Source organism: Paenibacillus hamazuiensis (assembly GCF_023276405.1).
GTDB lineage: Bacteria > Bacillota > Bacilli > Paenibacillales > NBRC-103111 > Paenibacillus_AF > Paenibacillus_AF hamazuiensis.
This window is the reverse complement of sequence record NZ_JALRMO010000001.1, coordinates 6,758,355-6,775,736: the sequence shown is the minus strand read 5'-3', so window position 1 is coordinate 6,775,736 and position 17,382 is coordinate 6,758,355. Positions and strand designations below refer to the sequence as shown.

13 protein-coding genes are annotated in these 17,382 nt (G+C 56.1%); 1 reads left to right on the top strand and 12 read right to left on the bottom strand.

Features of this window, described 5'->3' with window-relative positions:
• Nucleotides 1-130 precede the first annotated feature (130 nt).
• From MYS68_RS29665 to shc, 9 genes are all read right to left on the bottom strand, one after another.
• On the bottom strand, nucleotides 131-1,696 hold the full coding sequence (locus MYS68_RS29665) for a catalase (RefSeq protein WP_248929258.1): 1,566 nt from the start codon (nucleotides 1,694-1,696) through the stop codon (nucleotides 131-133).
• Between the two features lie 160 nt (nucleotides 1,697-1,856).
• Entirely contained in the window at nucleotides 1,857-3,197 is a 1,341-nt protein-coding gene (locus MYS68_RS29660; RefSeq protein WP_248929257.1) for an FAD-dependent oxidoreductase, read from the bottom strand.
• 48 nt (nucleotides 3,198-3,245) lie between these two features.
• Nucleotides 3,246-4,082, bottom strand: coding sequence for a carbohydrate ABC transporter permease (locus MYS68_RS29655; RefSeq protein ID WP_248931052.1), 837 nt, complete (start codon nucleotides 4,080-4,082; stop codon nucleotides 3,246-3,248).
• Nucleotides 4,083-4,092: 10 nt separating this feature from the next.
• Nucleotides 4,093-4,920, bottom strand: coding sequence for a carbohydrate ABC transporter permease (locus MYS68_RS29650; protein WP_248931051.1), 828 nt, complete (start codon nucleotides 4,918-4,920; stop codon nucleotides 4,093-4,095).
• A gap of 85 nt (nucleotides 4,921-5,005) precedes the next feature.
• Nucleotides 5,006-5,695 (bottom strand): hypothetical protein, encoded by a 690-nt coding sequence (locus MYS68_RS29645; RefSeq protein ID WP_248929256.1) that lies wholly within the window; start codon nucleotides 5,693-5,695, stop codon nucleotides 5,006-5,008.
• Nucleotides 5,696-5,713: 18 nt separating this feature from the next.
• Nucleotides 5,714-7,015, bottom strand: coding sequence for an ABC transporter substrate-binding protein (locus MYS68_RS29640; protein ID WP_248929255.1), 1,302 nt, complete (start codon nucleotides 7,013-7,015; stop codon nucleotides 5,714-5,716).
• A 129-nt stretch (nucleotides 7,016-7,144) separates the two neighbouring features.
• Nucleotides 7,145-7,912 (bottom strand): response regulator transcription factor, encoded by a 768-nt coding sequence (locus tag MYS68_RS29635; protein ID WP_248929254.1) that lies wholly within the window; start codon nucleotides 7,910-7,912, stop codon nucleotides 7,145-7,147.
• Complete coding sequence (locus MYS68_RS29630; protein ID WP_248929253.1) at nucleotides 7,890-9,755, bottom strand: cache domain-containing sensor histidine kinase; 1,866 nt, start codon at nucleotides 9,753-9,755, stop codon at nucleotides 7,890-7,892. Before MYS68_RS29630 ends, MYS68_RS29635 begins: the two co-directional genes overlap by 23 nt.
• Before the next feature lie 66 nt (nucleotides 9,756-9,821).
• On the bottom strand, nucleotides 9,822-11,726 hold the full coding sequence (gene shc, locus MYS68_RS29625) for a squalene--hopene cyclase (RefSeq protein WP_248929252.1): 1,905 nt from the start codon (nucleotides 11,724-11,726) through the stop codon (nucleotides 9,822-9,824).
• 180 nt (nucleotides 11,727-11,906) lie between these two features.
• Between shc and MYS68_RS29620 the strand changes: the two genes are divergently transcribed.
• On the top strand, nucleotides 11,907-14,480 hold the full coding sequence (locus MYS68_RS29620) for a right-handed parallel beta-helix repeat-containing protein (protein ID WP_248929251.1): 2,574 nt from the start codon (nucleotides 11,907-11,909) through the stop codon (nucleotides 14,478-14,480).
• A gap of 12 nt (nucleotides 14,481-14,492) precedes the next feature.
• Here MYS68_RS29620 and MYS68_RS29615 read toward each other — a convergent pair whose 3' ends face one another.
• The 3 genes from MYS68_RS29615 to MYS68_RS29605 all read right to left on the bottom strand — a co-directional run bounded on the left by MYS68_RS29615 (nucleotide 14,493) and on the right by MYS68_RS29605 (nucleotide 17,373).
• The gene (locus MYS68_RS29615) at nucleotides 14,493-15,788 is read right to left on the bottom strand and encodes a sensor histidine kinase (protein WP_248929250.1); all 1,296 of its coding nucleotides are present in this window, start codon (nucleotides 15,786-15,788) and stop codon (nucleotides 14,493-14,495) included.
• A 2-nt stretch (nucleotides 15,789-15,790) separates the two neighbouring features.
• On the bottom strand, nucleotides 15,791-16,477 hold the full coding sequence (locus tag MYS68_RS29610; protein WP_248929249.1) for a response regulator transcription factor: 687 nt from the start codon (nucleotides 16,475-16,477) through the stop codon (nucleotides 15,791-15,793).
• A 146-nt stretch (nucleotides 16,478-16,623) separates the two neighbouring features.
• Nucleotides 16,624-17,373, bottom strand: a complete 750-nt coding sequence (locus tag MYS68_RS29605; protein ID WP_248929248.1) for a sialidase family protein — start codon at nucleotides 17,371-17,373, stop codon at nucleotides 16,624-16,626.
• Nucleotides 17,374-17,382 lie beyond the last annotated feature (9 nt).

Sequence of the window (17,382 nt, the reverse complement as noted above, 5' to 3'; positions counted from 1 at the left end):
GGCGGGAGGTTTTATTTTGCCTAAATCTGCAGGGAGGTTTCCTGGTGTATTTCCGGTATCCTCCTATAATATTCCGCTGCATTTCCTGGCCATGACTCGTGAAACCGGAGTACCGACTCGTGGTCGACGCTCAATACCCGTCCGTCCGTTGCCCGGAGTTCCGGGCTTGCTCCGCCCCGTCTCTTGCGGCATCGGAACCGAGGTGGGCGGTGTCCGTTTTAGCTTGCTTCAAGCCTTCGGATACTCTCCGGCCATAGTCGGGGTCGGCATTGGTAAAATACTCGATCATTTTTTCCTGAATGTGCGGTTTGCATATTTTCAGCGCATCGACCAGATTCGAAATCAGCTCATCGCGCTCCCAATCTTCAAACTTGCGGTACGTTTCGCCCGCTTGCTTAAAGTCGTTGGGTCGGCTGATTTTTTCGCGAACCAGTTTGGCCGAATAGGCGGGCTGATGTTCCTTGCCCGACGGGACCGCTTCCTGAAGGCCGCCCAACGAGGAGGGCTCGTAGTTCACATGCGGATTTTGATCGGGAGCCCGATCGACCATATAAGCCATCTGCCCGTCCCTTTGATTCGTAGCGACCCGTGTTTTCGGAGCGTTGATCGGCAGCTGCAAATAATTCGTGCCTACCCGGTACCGCTGGGTATCGGAGTAGGAGAAGGTGCGCCCCTGCAGCAGTTTATCGTCCGAAAAATCCAGACCGTCCACCAATACCCCCGTACCGAATGCCGCCTGCTCCACTTCCGCAAAATAATTTTCCGGATTTTTATTTAACACCATCTTACCTACGGGCAAAAACGGAAAACGCTCATGATCCCACAGCTTGGTCGGGTCCAGCGGATCGAAATCCAACTCGGGATGCTCATCGTCGCTCATCATTTGCACGCAAAGCTCCCACTCGGGATAGTCGCCCCGTTCGATAGCTTCGTATAGATCCTGGGTCGCGTGGCTTGTCGTCTTGGCTTGAATGGCGCTGGCTTCTTTCTGAGTCAGGTTCTTGATCCCTTGCTTCAGCGGTTCCCAGTGGTACTTGACCAGAACGGCTTCGCCTTCCCGGTTGACCCACTTGTACGTATTGACGCCGGACCCCTGCATTTGCCGGTAATTAGCGGGAATGCCCCAAGGTGAGAAAACAAAGGTAATCATGTGGGTGGCTTCCGGACTGTTAGAGACAAAATCGAACATTCTTTCCGGATTGGGCACGTTGGTAACGGGGTCTACCTTGAAAGCATGGACCATGTCCGGAAATTTGAGCGGATCCCGGATGAAGAAAATTTTCAGGTTGTTGCCGACCAGGTCCCAGTTTCCCTCCTCCGTATAAAACTTGACGGCAAAGCCGCGCGGATCGCGATCGGTTTCGGAAGAATGGGTGCCGCCTACAACGGTGGAAAAGCGAACGAATACCGGAGTGCGCTTGCCCGCCTCTTGAAAAAGCTTGGCGCGGGTATATTTGGAAACAGGCTCGTTGCCGACTTTTCCATAAGCTTCGAAATAGCCGTGAGCGCCGGCGCCGCGGGCGTGAACGACTCTTTCCGGAATGCGTTCGCGGTCGAAGTGGGAAATTTTTTCAATAAAGTGATAGTTCTCGAGTGTCGATGGGCCGCGATTTCCGACCGTTCGAATATTTTGATTATCCGAAATCGGATAGCCCTGCCGATTCGTTAAGGTCATATCGGTTTCGTTCTGACTCATGTCCCGGAATACATCCCTTCCTACGTTTAATCGCTGCTATGATTTACCAAAGCATACGGGCTTATACATGTGGAGTGGATGTACGTAAAAAAAATGACCCGCAGGACGGCAAGTTTATCTAACTTGCTCCCTGCGGGTCATGGTCTTACGGCGGCGCCTGTTAGATCACGGCGTTCGCCTGACGAAGCGCGTCGCGCAGCCGCTCGATGTCGACGTCCGTGACGGACGTACCGCCTTTGGCGGCAAGAGCCGCGGCTGTTCCGGCCGCCTGGCCGGTCGCCATGCAGCTCGGCGTCAGCCGCGTCGTGGCCAGCGCCTCGTGGCTCGTCGAGATGCAACGCCCGGCTGCGAGCAGATTGTCGATCCCCTTCGGGATAAGGCAGCGGTAAGGGATGTCGTAGGCTCCGCCGCCTTCGATGAAAGCGGAGGCGATGCCTTTGCCGGTCGGGTCGTGCAGATCGACCGGGTAGCCGCTGCGCGCGATGCCGTCGTCGAAACGGCGCCCCTGCACGACATCGGCGAGGCTCAGGCAGTAGAGCCCGTCGATCCGCCGCGATTCGCGTATGCCGATCTGCGTGCCGACCGAGGATATCGACGCGTTGGCGAAGCCGGGAATGTGCTTCTGCATAAACTCGGCCATCAGCAGCACCTGGCGGCGGCCTTCTTCCTCGGCCTGCGTCAGCTGCTCGACGTCGGTAGCGTCCAGTCCCTGCACGCGAGTGCAGTTGACGAGCACTTCGTCGGCCGCAGGCCCGGTGAAGAAGAGCACCTGATCGCGGTTAATCGGCACGTTGGCCGCCTTCCATTCGGCGTAAAAGCCGGAGACGGAGGTGAGCGGAAGCCGGTCCAGCTCGGAAAAGAGCGTTTTATGGTAGAAGTTTTGCGGATTAGCAAGAATAGCCTGCCGCACCGCCTCGATATCGACGCCGCGCATGCGGAATTTCATCGTCATCGGCTGCGTGCGTCCGTCCTGCTCCCGCCCCTTAAGGGTGGCCGCACCGGCCAAATGCGCAACATCGGCATCCCCGGTGGCGTCGACGAACTGCTTGCCGAAGACGTCGATCCGTCCCGATTTGCCGGTCAGGCGCACGGATCGGATCGTTTGTCCCTGGACGCTCACTTCGTCCACGAAGCTGTGAGCGAGCAGCTTGACTCCGGCTTCCTTCAGCATTTCGACGGCCAGCAGCTTGAAAATTTCGGCGTCGTACGGCGTCACGCTGTACGTAAAGCCGATCGTGTCCCGAAGATGGCCGGGAGATCCGCCGCGTTCCATCAGGCGGTCTACGATTTCCTGCGCGATGCCCTTGATCACCTGCTCGCCGTGCGAGGTGTGGAAGGTCATCCACGGGTAGACGGAGGCCGCTGTGGACATGCCGCCCACAAAGCCGTAGCGTTCGATCAGGATGACGGATGCTCCTTGCCGTCCTGCGGCAAGGGCCGCCGTCAGTCCGGCCGGCCCGCCGCCGGCAACGACCACATCCGCTTCATATTTACGTGTCATGCTCCGAAAAGCTCCTTCCCAGGCGGCAAAGCGCGCCGGTCTGAATGTTTATTCCTTCAGGCCGGTCATCGCCACGCCTTCGATAAATTGCTTTTGCGCGAAAAAGAATACGATCAGCAGCGGCAGCGTCGCCATGACGGAGGCGCTCATCAGATGATGCCACGCCGTGCCCGATTCATCCGTAAAAAGCGACAGCGCGAGCGGCAGCGTCATCAGCGTCCGGTCGCTGATGTAGATCAGCGGATCGAAGAAATCGTTCCAGGACGTCAGGAACGTAAAAATGACCAATGTAGCTGCGGCCGGCTTGGCCAGCGGCAGCATGATGCTCGTATAAATCCGGAGGCGAGAGCAGCCGTCGATCATCGCCGCTTCCTCAAGCTCCTTCGGGATAGCGATGAAAAACTGCCGCATGACGAATACTCCGAACACGCCTCCGGCCCCGAATATCGGCAGAACGATCAGGGGCACGTGCGTATTGATGAAGCCGATCTCCCGCATGAACAGAAACATCGGGATGGCGATGACCTCGTTCGGAATCATCATCGTGCTGAGCAGCAGCAAAAACACGACGCCGCTCCCCCAGAAGGGGATGCGGGCAAACGCATAACCGGCCAGCGAGGAGAAAAAGACCGTCCCCGCCGTGACCAGCGCGGCGATATAGATGCTGTTCCAGTAAAACAGGTGAAACGGGATGATATGCAGCACTTCCGCATAGTTGGACCAGCGGACCGGTGACGGAATGAGCTGCGGCGGAAAGACGAAAACTTTGGCGGGCTCCTTCAGCGATGTCGAAACCATCCACAGAAACGGCATCAGCATAACCGCCGATACGACCGTCAGCAGAAAATATTGAACCGCCGCGCTTATCCGGTAAGATGTCCGCATGGATGTATGTTCAGCCTTCATGAATGACCCACCTCTTTCGCAAGCCCCACTGCACGAGAGTCAGCGCCAAAATGATCGCAAACAGCACGTAGGCCAGCGAGGAGGCATAGCCGAACTCGTAGAGCTTGAACGCTTTTTCCCAGATGTAATATACGAGCACCTTCGTGCTGCCGACCGGACCGCCCTGCGTCATGACGTAAATTTGGCCGAACACCTTGAGCGAGCCGATGATGGTCATGATGATCGTCAAAAACAGAGTGTGCGTAATCATCGGCAGCGTCACGCGGAAGAAGGTGACGACCCTGCCGGCGCCGTCGATCCTGGCCGCCTCGTAAAGCTGCGCCGGAACTTGCTGGAGCGCAGCGATAAAGAGCACCATGTTCAGCCCGAGGTTCTTCAGCACGCTGGTGACAATGACGACGGGCATCGCCAAATTCCGGTCATAGAGCCAGGACGGCCCCGTCACGCCGAACCACTGCAGCAGCTGGTTGATAAAGCCGGAATCGGTCGCGAACATGTACTTCCATACGATCGACCAAACGATCAGCGACGTCATGACCGGGACGAAGATGACGGTGCGGAAAAAGCCCATTCCCGGGAGCTTGCCGGCCAGCGGCAGGGCGAGCAGCAGTGCCAGCACGATATTCAGCGGAACAAGCCCGGCCGCGAAGTAGAACGTATTGCCGAGCACCTTCCAAAATTCCTTGTCCCCGGCGATCGCTTTATAATTGTCCAGTCCGACGAACTTCGCTTCCCCCAGCAGCGGCCAGTCCGTCAAACTCATATACAGCGCCATCATGAGCGGCACGAACAGCAGCAGCGCGAAGCCGAGCACCATCGGCGCCACGAACAGCCACCCGGTTATATTCGCTTCCCGGGCAAGCGGGCTTCGGCGGCGCAGCGGCTTCGCCGAAGCCACCCGGTTAATGGCGGTCGATTTCATTGCGCAGCTCCGCAACCGCACGGCGAATGCCGTCGGCATCTTTGCCGGTGACCACCGCGCCGATCAGCAGCACGCGGATGCCGCAGTCGATCAGCGCCGGCACGTCGGCCGGGACGATTTTGCGCTGGGACGGTACGATGACGGGCAGGCCCGAATGCTGTACCAGCCAGCGGTATTTGAGCAAGTCGGCGAAGCTGAGGGGGGTGCCGTACTCGTCGCCGGGAATCACCGACGCTTCGAGCGCCTCGACGCCGAATGTCCCGGCGCCTTCCAGCAGGCGAAGGTCGAAACCGCTATCAATGGCGAAGGTGCGGGAAAGCTTCGGATAGCGGAGGAGAAAGGAAGGCATATGGAAGGCGTAAATCGACGTAAAGTCGACCCCGAGCCCCGGCAGCGCCTCGATTTCCTCCGGTTTGACGCTGTCCAGCGAACCGCCCGGCACAATGCCGAGCGGGCCGTCGAACAGCGAGCGAATTTGGGCAAACACATCCAGGTAGCCGGAGAGCGGGCCAAAGTGGCTGCCGCTCGCGCGGTGGCCGACGTTCATGTGCACCTTCAGGCCGTCCGCCCCTTCCGCCAGGGCCGCTTGAGCGAGCCCGGCGTCGTTGGCCGGCAAGCTGACGAACAGCTGCAGCTTCTCACGGGTTAACGCTTGCTGAAAACGATTCATGCTGTGCCAGCTCCCTTTTTATTTTTTAAGCAGCGGATCGACTTTGGCTTCGACATCCTTCAAAATTTGCTCCGGCGGTCCCGTCTGTCCGAACAGGTGATCGAAGCCCGACAAGATTTCGGTGTCGATTTTTTGCCACTGAATATGACCCGGTTGAACTTTGGCCTTCGGCATCTCGTCGATGACCGCCTGCTTGATGTCGCTTGGGTCGGGGTTGCCTTCCTGCTTCAGGAATGCGTCCGAGCTGAGAACCGATTTGCGCGGCGGTACGAAAAACGCGGAAGTGGTTTGAATGCCTTCCTGACCGGCGAAAAATTTCAGCAGCTCCTTCGCTTCCTTCGGATGCTTGCTTTCCTTGAACAGCACATAACCGGCCTGGCCCATCATCGGAACGGTGCCCTTGGAGCCGGACGGCATCGGCGCGATGCTCCATTTGAAATCCTTGATCGTGCGTGCTTTGGATACAAAGCTGTAGTTGTCGAAAATCATGCCGAGCTTGCCCGACTCAAAGCTGACTTGCTCTCCCGCTTTCGGGTGGGAGTTGTCGGTGAACATCATCGTCTGCAGCATTTTAAACGTCTCTACGCCGTACTTGTCGCTCCATGTGAACTTGGTCATGTCTTCGTTGAACGGGCCGCTGCCGTTGGACCAGGAGTAGGAGGCGAGAATGATCCAGGTTTTCCAGTCGCGGAAGAAATTCGCTCCATAAGTCCGGCCGGAGGAAGGACCGCTGGAAATCGCTTTGGCCGACTTGACGAATTCATCCCACGTCCACTTGCCCTGCTTGGCCAGCTCGTTTGGAGAAGTCAGCCCCGCCTTGTCGAACAGATCCTTGTTGTAGAACACGACGCTGGGCGGCGTTGAGAACGGCAGGCCGTACAGTTTGCCGTCCTTGCGGAACAGCTCCAGAGTGGACGGGATGATGTCCGCGCTGTTGAAGGCCGGGTCGTTTACGACGTCCGACACGTCCTCGAGAATGCCGTTGGCCATAAACTGGGGAACCATGCGCTCGGAAATCCAGGCGATATCCGGCAGCTCCCGGCCGGCGGCGAGTACGGAAATTTTTTGCTGGTAATCGGCAAACGGAATCGAGTCGATTTTGACCTCAATGTTCGGGTGCGATTCCTGGTACTTGGCGGCGAGCTTTTGATACAGCTCCAGCTGCGCAGGGTTGCCCCATGTGGCGAACTTCAGTTCGATTTTCTTTGTGTTCTGGGCGCTTGCACCGGGTGCGGTTTCATTGGTTTTTCCGGCACCGCCGCATGCCGATGTTACCGCTACCATGGATAACGAGATCAGGCAAGCCAACGTTCGTTTCATGGATTCTCCTCCCTTAGAGAACAATGATATGTCTTACTGGTGTCAATTATATTGACATCGGGGCCGGGGGAAAATCACGCAGCTTTTGGTTTTGGTACGTTTTTTTTAGAGGAAAAATAAGGGGAGGGGTCAAGTCGCGTGCTGTTCGCGGTACGTTCCCGGCGTGACGCCCGCCCATTGTTTGAATACGAGCATGAAGTGCTTGGGGCTTTGGTATCCCGACAAGCGGGCGACGTCGTATATTTTCAGCTCCGTATGGGCGAGAAGGTATTTGGCCCGCTCCATCCGGGCTGCGGTGATTGCGTCCGACAAGTTGGCGCCGGTCTCCTGCTTGAACAGCTGGCTTAAATAAGCCGGGTTCAAATGAACGAAATCGGCAAGGGTTTGCAGCCGCAGGTCACCTTCGGGATGAGCTTCGATGTATTCCTTCACCTTGCGGATCAGACGGCGCCCCTCCGTCCCGGGCTGCATGGCGGGCGGAGCCTCCTCGGCTTGGGCCGGCACAGGGCTTTTGCCGCCGCGCTTCAGCAGGAGGGCGTGGATCTTGTCCAGCGCACAAACGAGCTGCTTGCGGTCAATCGGCTTCAGCAAATAATCCGATACCCCGAATTGCAGCGCCTTCTGCGCATAGCTGAAATCGCTGTACCCGCTGATGATCAGCAAAGGCATGTCCTCGTATTTCTCGCGGATTTTCTCCAGCAGCTGCAGCCCGTTCATCTCGCGCATGCGAATGTCCGTGATGACCACATCGACGACGTTTCTGCTGAGGTAATCGAGCGCCTCGCGCCCGTGCGCCGCTTCCTTCACGACGGTAAAATGGGGCGAAACCTGGCGGATCAAGGATGAGATGCCTTCGCGGATCACTTCCTCATCCTCAACGAGCAGTATGCGTATCATCGGGCGTTTCCTCCAATTCATGAAGCGGGATAGTGATGGTGAATGCCGTGCCGGCTCCGGGGCTTGCGTCCACGTGCAGCTCCCCGGCTTCTCCGTAAAGCAGCGTCAGCCGCTGGCAAATATTGCGCAGCGCGACGCCATGGCCGTCCGGCCGATCGCTTGCCGCCAGCGTCGGGACAACGAGCGACTTGCGCAGCCGGGCGAGCTCATCTTCGGTCATGCCGCGTCCGTCGTCGCGGACGGTCAGCAGCAGATAATCCTCGAATCGGGCGGCGAGTATCCATATGGTGCCTCCCGATTCGCGATCGCCGATACCGTGATAGATCGCGTTCTCGATCATCGGCTGCAGCATCAGCTTGGGAATCGCGCAGGAGAGCAGCTCCGGCTCGATGTCAAAAACGATATTCAGCCGCTCCCCGTAGCGCAGCTGCTGAATCCGCACGTATGCCTCGGCCGATTCCAGTTCCTCGCGCAGCTGCACGAGCCGGCGGCTGTGGCCGACCGTGTACCGGAGCAGCCGGCCCAGCGCGGTGACCATATCGGATACGCGGCTGCTTTGCCCCCGCACGGCCAGCATATTGATCGACTCCAGCGTGTTGTATATAAAATGCGGATTGATTTGGCTTTGCAGCGCCGCCAGCTCCGCTTCCTTCTCGCGGAGGCCGATGACGTAAACCTCCTCGACCAACCGGTCGATCCGTTCGACCATCCGGTTGAAGTTGCGGCTCAGCTGCCCGATCTCATCCTCGGACTCGACCTCGACGCTTTGCTTGAAGTCGCCGTGCTCGACCCGCTTCATTTTGTTTTTGAGTGCCGCCAGCGGGCGGCTGAGCCGATATGACGAATAGGTGGCGAATCCTCCGGCCAGCGTCAGGCAGATGACGCCGATCCATAACGTCATATTTCGCAGCTCGTTCGTATCCTTCAGCAGCGATTCGACCGGGATGTAGCTGACGATTTTGATATCCGAGTAGTCGGAGTAATCGGAAATCGCGAGAAAGGGCTTCCCGCCGAGCTGCATGTGCTGCACGCCCGAACCGTTGGGAAGGGAGGCGGCGCTTGTCCATTCCTCTTTATCGCCGAGCGGCTGCTGCGGGCCGCCCTTCCGGAAAAACAGCTCGTTGCGGCTGTTAACTGCGATCAGGCCGGCTTTATCTTCGAATTTGACGTTGGATACGATTTGCTGAAACACGTCCAATTTCAAATCGATCTTGACGAGTCCGAGCGTACGGTTCGTGTTCGGCTCGCGGATCAGACGGGCTACGGAAAAGACCGTCTGAGGATCGTTATCCAAGTAATAAGCGGGGCGGTGCGTCGGAATCAGCGTCCAGGCGCCGTCGGCCGAGCGCACCCGGTCATACCAGCTTTCCTGCGAAGGATCGTTAAACGAGCGAATCGTGTTCGCATCGAGGTTGGAGAAGGTGTAGCCGTTGCCCGCAAAAATTTGAATGCCGCGGATTTCGGAACGGTCATACGTGCCGCTGGCGATATGAAGCAGCATCTTTTCCAGCTCCTCGACCGACGGACGGACGTATTTCAGATCCGGGCTGCTGTATTTGCGGAGAATGTTCAGCACCTCGGGGTCGTAAAGCGGCGTCAGCGAAAGACGCTGCATTTCCTTCAAGGTGCGGTCGAGATTTCGGTTGATTTGTCCGACCAACTGAGCCGAGTAATCGGCGGCGCGGCGTTCGGTCGACCCGGAAAAGTCATAATAGGTGAGCGCTCCCTGCAGCCCGAGCGGAATGGCGATGAGCAGCAGGAAAACGAGCAGCGTCTTGGAACGCAGACTCCACCGGGATAGAGGAGGAAAGGCCGCTTGCCGCAGACGTACGCTGAATTTCACCGGGAATCGCCTCTTTTTCTTACGAATGCGTCGAAGTTTGTCCTATTATAACATATGAAATCGACTTCAGAGGCTTTTCATGTAATGTCCCAACGCAAGAAGCGGCCAGATGTGCCGGTAGCTGTGATACTGGAAATAAAAGCCGCCCGGCAGACCGGCTCCTGTCGGATAACGAGTCGTCCAATCGCGCTTTTGCGAGGATTCGAGTAAAAACCGGATTCCCCGATCGATGGCGGCCGTCGGACCTTTATATACGGCGAGCAAAGCATCCAGCGCCCAGGCGGTTTGCGAAGGGATGCTGGCACCCAGGGGGACGTACTTATGTTCGACGTCGCTCCGGCACGATTCTCCCCAGCCTCCGTCCGCATTTTGAATGCCTTGAAGCCACCTGACCGCCTTTTGCACGGCCGGGAGCCGGGGGGAAACCCCTGCGGCGATCATTCCGGTAATGGCGGCCCATGTACCGTAAATGTACGAGATGCCCCAGCGTCCGCTCCAGGAACCGTCCTCTTCCTGATGGCGGAGCAGCCAGCGGACGCCTTTTTCCACTGCGGGATGCGAAGCTTTCAAGCCCGCGCTGTTTCCGAGAAACTCCAGCGTCCTGCCTGTCAAATCAGCGGTCGAAGGATCGATGAGAGCCTCCTTCATCCCCTTCAGAGGGATCCAGGTCAGCAGGCTGTTGTCCGTATTTTTTTCAAAGGCCGGCCATCCGCCATTATCGTTTTGCATGGAAAGCAGCCAGTTCATCCCCCGATTCCACGAGGAAAGATAAGCGGCATGATCAGGATTGCCGCTAGTTTGCGCTAAGCGGCGTATGGCCCGAAGGGCCGCTGTCGTATCGTCGATATCCGGGTTGATCGTATTGATATCCGAGAATCCCCACCCTCCCGGTATGGCGCGGGGATTATGAATTGTCCAATCGCCGTATTTTTGATGCTGCCGTGAAAGCAAATATTGCCCCGCCTTTTGGATCATGGGCGATTGGGGCGAAGCCCCGGCCTCTTGCAGGGCATGGCTGAACAGAGCCGTATCCCAGACCGTGGAGGTGACGTTCTGTATATGGATCCCCGCGTCGGCCCGACATATCAAATTTTTTAACCCTTGAACGGCACGCACGATGACAGGGTGGTTCTTGGGGTAGCCGAGAGCCAGCAGGGCGAATATCATGAGGAACGTCGAAGTGAAGTAGCTGTATAACGTGCCGTCCGGCTCTATACGCTGCAGCATAAACTGTTCGGCACGATGCAGGGCGGCGGAATGGATTTGTCCGGGTAAAAACGGCAAATGTTTGATGCCCTGGACGATCATCGATAAGAGGGAGCGGTAGGACTCATTGTGACGAGGCTCTGCATGCCGCGGAACTCGGGACGTTTTACTTTGATCCGCATACAAATCGGACAAGTCGGGGGTACGGGCTGTCTTGATAACCCATTTTCGGTCCGCACAAACCAGAATCGGAGCGAAATGCACTCTGGCATAACCGGAAAAATCGAAATAGTTAACCGGAAAACTTTTGGGCAGCAGCAGCATTTCAATCGGAACCGGTATATGATTCGGCCACGGATACTGGCCGGTCAAGGCAAGCACGATTTTGGTAGGTAAGCTTGCTTCCGTCAGCCCGCCCTTGGACAATATAAATTGCTTGGCCGCTTGCATCGGTTCGTCCTCTTTGCCGTAATATCCCGCATAAAGAAGAGCGCAGTAAGCTTCAATCGTTAAAGATAAATTGCCTTCGGCTTCATCGTGAAACAGTTTCCATGCCCCGTTTTTTTCCTGCAGCTTGGCGATATGTTCCGCCAACAAGCGGATCAGCTCCTCGTCATCGATCTGCAGGCTGCGCAGCAAAATAATCATATAGGCATCGGTGAGCGGACCGCTTTCCAGACAGAACCGCCACGAGCCGTCCGGGGACTGCTCCTCTTGCAGCCATTGGATCCTGCGGCTTATTTCCGTTTCAACTTCCGATTTCAATTTGAATCAGCCTTCCCGTATGAAAATCGCACTCTCCTTTCCACAGTATTCATTTTTTGAAAAAAGGGTTCGCAGCAGCCTATGCCTGCGGCACCGCTGGTACATAATGGTTGACGGATGGACTTGCGGTATGCCACTATGGGGATGGCAGTTACTGACAATGAAGGAGAAATGATCCGCATGACAACCGCTCGTTATCATCGCATGTTATCAGCATTTATAAGCAAGAAGGCTAGCCGGGCAAGGAGCCTGGCGCTGCTGGTTCTTTTTATGGCGGGGGCGATCGCGCCGTTATTTGGCCGGGATGCCTACGCGGAAACTTCTCCGTCTGCATCTTCACCGCCGTCCGTATGCGGTAACGCTGCTTTATTAAGCGGTCCAAGCTCCGCTCCGGAAGGTGCGGTGGTCGTGCCGGCCGGGGATAACAGCGGATTCGACTTCAACCGTCCGGGGGCGACGTTTTGGTTTGAACCAGGGACGCACACGCTTGCAAACGATATTTACGGCCAGATTAACGCCAAGGCGGGCACGACTTATATCGGAGCTCCGGGCGCCGTGCTGGACGGCCGGAACATCAATTTATACGCATTTACGGGCGACGCAGCAAATGTAACGATCAAGTATCTCACCATTCAAAACTTCGGCCGCGGCAACGATAACCAGAATGAAGGTGTCGTCAATCATGATTCCGGTACCGGCTGGGTCATTCAATATAACACGATTTCGAATAATGACGGGGCGGGGGTATTTCTGGGCAGCGACAACGTAGTCAGTTACAACTGCCTGAAGGATAACGGCCAATACGGGTTCAGCATGTTTAAAGAGCCGATTGAAGGCCGCTCGGCCATTACCAATATCGTGCTCGACCATAACGAAATTTCCGGCAACAATACGGATAACTGGGAAGCGCAAATTCCGGGCTGCGGCTGTACCGGGGGCGGCAAGTTTTGGGATGTGAACGGTGCGAGAGTAACGAATAACTACGTTCACGATAACAAAGGAACCGGCTTGTGGGCCGATACGAATAACATCGATTTCCTGTTTGAAGGCAATTATATCGACCATAACGACGGCGAAGGCATCTGGTATGAAATCAGCTACAACGCGACGATCCGCAACAATACGGTCAGCCGCAATGCTTGGGTAAGCGGTAAAAACAACCAAGGCTCTCCGGGACCCGCCGTTTACCTGTCCGAGTCGGGCGGCGATTCGCGGCTTCCTTCCGCGGTGAGCGGTGCGCCGAAAATCCGCATTTACGACAATGTATTCGTCAATAATTTCTCGGGCGTATCGATCTATGAGAATGCAAACCGTTTCTGCAATTCCAACGGCAATACGAGCAAGGGGTACTGCACGCCATTTGTAACTCCGACCTTGCTGCCAGAGTCTCCGCGCAGCTACGATTACCCGAATCCGATCAGCGTCGCGCATCCGTGCTACACCGATATTGCCGCTGAACCATACAAAACAAACTGCCGGTGGCAATCAAAAAATATTGAAGTATTTAACAACGAATTCCGTTTTGATGATACCGTCGTACCCTGCGCCGGTACCTACTGCGGCGTTCAAGCCTTAATCGCTACCGGGGCCGATAACATGCCGTGGTCCCCATATACCGTTGCAGGTATTCAAAATAACGTGATGTTCAACAACAATAACAGCTTTCACGATAACCGATACTTCGGCGCCTGGCGGTTTGCCAAGGGATATGGAGAAACCGTTTCGTTTAATGTCTGGAAATCCTCGCCATACAACCAGGATGTGAGCAGCACCTACGCGAATGATCCGGACTACGGCGGTTCAGGTGGCGGTACGCCGCCGACGCCGCCGGCAACTGCGGGGAATGATCTGGACGCAAACACGGCTACCCTCGAGGATTCCATCGGCCAATGGCAAAACTGGTATTCTGAAACCGTCTCGCAGTCTGCCTATGAGGCGCATGGCGGAACGCACAGTCTTCGCGTCGATATTACCGACCGCTGGGGGTGGGGAGTACAGACCGCCAATTGGCCGGGGTTTGCCACGACCGCGGGTGTGAAGAAGATAAGCTTGTGGGGTAAGCTTGGCTCGGGAACAAACCTGCAACCCAAGATGGTTGTTAAATGGCTGGATGGCGGCAATGCCGTCCTGCAAACGAACGAGGTGGCATTGACGGCATTGACGGCCGATTGGCAACATGCTTCCTCAATTGTCGATGCACCGGCAGGGTCAGCGACGGTGCTTGTCACGCTAAACGGATCGGGCTCTCCGGGAGATTACTTTTACCTGGATGACATCACGGTAGGAGATGCGCCGAATGTACTTGATGCCGATACCGCCGGCGGTGAAAGCTCGACCGGTGAGTGGCAATCCTGGTATTCGGCTACGGTGACGGCATCGACTTACGCAGCGCATCGAGGCAGCGGCAGCCTGCGCATCACCGTAACGGATCCGTGGGGCTGGGGCGTACAGACGGCTAATTGGCCCGGATTTGCTGCAAGCGCAGGCAAGAAACGCGTGAGCTATTGGGCTAAACAGGATACAGGTTCTATTTCTGAGGTGACAATGCGGATTCAGTGGTTCGATAGCAGCCAGACTTTATTGCAAACCGATCTGGTCCCACTCAGCGGTTTAACGACGGACTGGCGGCAGGCCGTCGCCAATCCGGTCGCTCCTGCCGGGACAGCAAATGCTTATTTTGATATATATAGTCCTTCAGGCAATGCCGGCTACAGTCTCTATTTGGACGACATCGTTCTTACCAATGCCGATTGATGGGCCAGCTGTCTAAGCCCCCAGCGTAAAAGCGAATGTCGTCCATCCGTCCTCTTCGCTTTCGACGTGAATTTCCCCGCCTAACCGATCGACGATGGCTTTGGCGATCGATAATCCAAGGCCATAGCCGCCGGTTTCGTGCGTTCGGGAAGGATCTACGCGATAAAAACGGTCGAACACCTTCGGCACATCGGCTTTGGGGATGCCTTTTCCGGTGTTGGAGATCGAGAAGGCGATATGGCGTTTGGAATGGGTCAGCGATATGTCAATCTGACCGTGTTCATTGGTGTATTTGATCGCATTGTCGAGCAAGATCGTTACGACCTGCTGAACCCGTTCCATGTCGCTTTTGACGATAATGTCGGGCTCGATCGAATGGGAGAGCCGAATTCCTTTGTCGTTCACGGCGGCTTCCATCGACATGATCACTTCATGAACGGCGGTGCTTATATTAAACGGCGCTTTTTGCGTTGCGAAATGGACGTCCTCGACTTTGGCCAAAGATAACAGGTCGCCTACGAGCTTGGCCATGCGATCCGTTCCGATTTTGATATAGCCGAGCCATTTCATTTGGCTGTCGATCGTTTCCTCCCGATTGGCCAAAAGCGCATCGTAATTGGCATTAATGATGGAAATCGGCGTTTTGAGCTCGTGGGAAGCATCGGCGATAAATTGCTTCTGCTTTTGCCAGGTTTCGGCTATCGGCTTGATGGCGCGGCCGGCAAAATAAAGGCTGATGATAAAGATCGCAATCAGCATGGAAAACCCCACGATAAGCATCGTTGTCAGCAGCCGAAGCAAAGTTTTGTTCGATTCCGTAACATCCAGAAAGGTAATCAGGTATTTGTCCCAGGTGACGGTGTACTGCTGTCCGCTGCCGCGAATCACCTGCGTGCTCATTTGGGTAACCGAATACAACCACTCTTTGCCTTCGAAGGCGACGGGGGAAGGGGTGTTCCGATGGCCCCAGGCCGTCTTGGCAGCGTTCGCATAGACGGCTTCGGGCATGCTCACAGAGGAGTTGATCTTTAGAATATTGCCCCTCCCATCGACCTCGATGCTGAACAGCTGAGGATCTTCGAAGGCCATATGCCGGGCGACGAGTCCTTGTTCTGGCGCCTCGGAGGGCGGCGGCTCGGGTCCGGATATCGTGACCATGGTTTCGGCCTGCGCGTTTAATTTTTTCTGATGTTCCGCCTGTATGCTGCTGTACGTGCTGAAATAGATGACCGCAAACGCGGCCATCATCACGAGCGAAGTGATGGACATATTCAGAATGAGAAAATGATTGCGCAGCTTCGTAAACATGTTTATACCCCGTTATTTTCCAAATGTAACATATATCCCGCGCCACGCACCGCACGAATGGAGACACCCGATTCCAACTGGCCCAGTTTTTTTCGCAGAAGGGAGACGTGCGTTTCCACATGGTTGTCTTCGGCATCGGCATCGAATCCCCAAAGCTTTTCGATAATCGTCTCTTTGGAAATGATCATGCTGCTTCTTTTGATGAGCAGCTCGAGAAGCTGGGATTCCTTTTTGGTCAGCTTGATCTCGCTGCCGCCGCAGGCAAGCTGAAGGGTGAGCGGATTAAGCCGGATATTGCTGTACTGGAGGATACCGTCCGCAATCAGCTCCGACTGTCTGCGGCTGAGCGCCCGCAAACGGGCGAGCAGCTCGTCCGTGTGGAACGGTTTGGCCAAATAATCGTCGGCGCCGCTGTCCAGTCCGCGCACCTTGTCCTCGGTATCGCCCCGGGCGGTCAGCAAAATCACCGGCGTGTCCATGCCGTTTTGCCGCAGTTGCTGGAGCACGCGGATGCCGTCCATCCGGGGAAGCATGATATCGAGTATGATGATGTCATAAATGCCGGTAAGCCCGCAGTCCAGTCCGGTTTCCCCGTTGAACGCCAGATCGACGCTGTAGTGATGTTTCTTCAGGACTTGAGCGACCGCTTCCGCCATGTACTTCTCGTCTTCGACCATTAAAATCCGCATTGTCATATCTCCTTGACCGCATGGGTTCGCATAAAGCAGAAGCTCCGCTGCAAAAGAGCGACCGGCTCTTTGCAGCGGATGTTGTTTTGCATGTTCGGGTTTGCCGGAGTCGGCTTGGCGAGGGCTCCCGCTGGCAGCCAGGCGGGTTACTTCGATTTCTTGGCTTGGAACATCGTGCCGTTTTCGTCTGTCTTTAAGCCTTCCGGGGCATTTTCGCTCCAGGTGCTGCCGTCGTCGGTAGAGTAAAGGGTCACGCCGTTTTCAATTTTGATCGCCAGTGTCTCCGCTTCGCCTTGAGGCGGGAGTCCGTTTTCGGAAAAGGTGACTTTGCCGTCTCCGGAGTCTATGACGGTTAAGCCTTCCGGGGCTTCCTCGCTCCATGTTTTACCCCCATCGGTGGAATAGGTTCTCACGCCGTTTTCCACCTTGCTGAGCAAGCCGTCGCCATTCGTATCTTCAGACGTTCTTTGAATGGAAGATGTTCCATTTTCCTGTTTGTACGTTGCAGGACCGCTGCCGCCGGCGTCGAAACCGGCCGGTGCCGTTTTGCTCCAGGTTTTGCCGCCGTCGGCGGAGTAAAGCGTTACGCCGTCCTCATGTTTTATCAATAGCCCCTTCGCGTTGGCGCCGCCCGCCGGTAGGACGTTTGCCACCGTCGGTTTGCCGTCCTTGGTCTCGATGGTTTCAGCTCCATCATAATTCGTGCCCCAGGTTTTCCCGCCGTCCGTGGAATAAGTTCTTACGCCGTTGTCTGTCTTCGTCAGCAAGGGCGATTTCAATTCGGCCGCAAGCGCAGTTCCGGCAGCGATGGTTGCAAACAGCGCCCCGCAGAGAAGAGCAACACCCGCTTTCTTTTTTACCGTTGTGTCCATCATAGACGAAAATTTTGCTTTCATGTTCATACC

Coding starts and splice junctions, on each gene's coding strand:
- MYS68_RS29605 (WP_248929248.1), bottom strand. CDS start 17,373: ATGAAAGCAAAATTTTCGTCTATGATGGACACAACGGTAAAAAAGAAA.
- MYS68_RS29610 (WP_248929249.1), bottom strand. CDS start 16,477: ATGCGGATTTTAATGGTCGAAGACGAGAAGTACATGGCGGAAGCGGTC.
- MYS68_RS29660 (WP_248929257.1), bottom strand. CDS start 3,197: ATGACACGTAAATATGAAGCGGATGTGGTCGTTGCCGGCGGCGGGCCG.
- MYS68_RS29645 (WP_248929256.1), bottom strand. CDS start 5,695: ATGAATCGTTTTCAGCAAGCGTTAACCCGTGAGAAGCTGCAGCTGTTC.
- MYS68_RS29620 (WP_248929251.1), top strand. CDS start 11,907: ATGACAACCGCTCGTTATCATCGCATGTTATCAGCATTTATAAGCAAG.
- MYS68_RS29650 (WP_248931051.1), bottom strand. CDS start 4,920: ATGGTGCTCGGCTTCGCGCTGCTGCTGTTCGTGCCGCTCATGATGGCG.
- MYS68_RS29655 (WP_248931052.1), bottom strand. CDS start 4,082: ATGCGGACATCTTACCGGATAAGCGCGGCGGTTCAATATTTTCTGCTG.
- MYS68_RS29635 (WP_248929254.1), bottom strand. CDS start 7,912: ATGATACGCATACTGCTCGTTGAGGATGAGGAAGTGATCCGCGAAGGC.
- MYS68_RS29640 (WP_248929255.1), bottom strand. CDS start 7,015: ATGAAACGAACGTTGGCTTGCCTGATCTCGTTATCCATGGTAGCGGTA.
- MYS68_RS29665 (WP_248929258.1), bottom strand. CDS start 1,696: ATGAGTCAGAACGAAACCGATATGACCTTAACGAATCGGCAGGGCTAT.
- MYS68_RS29615 (WP_248929250.1), bottom strand. CDS start 15,788: ATGTTTACGAAGCTGCGCAATCATTTTCTCATTCTGAATATGTCCATC.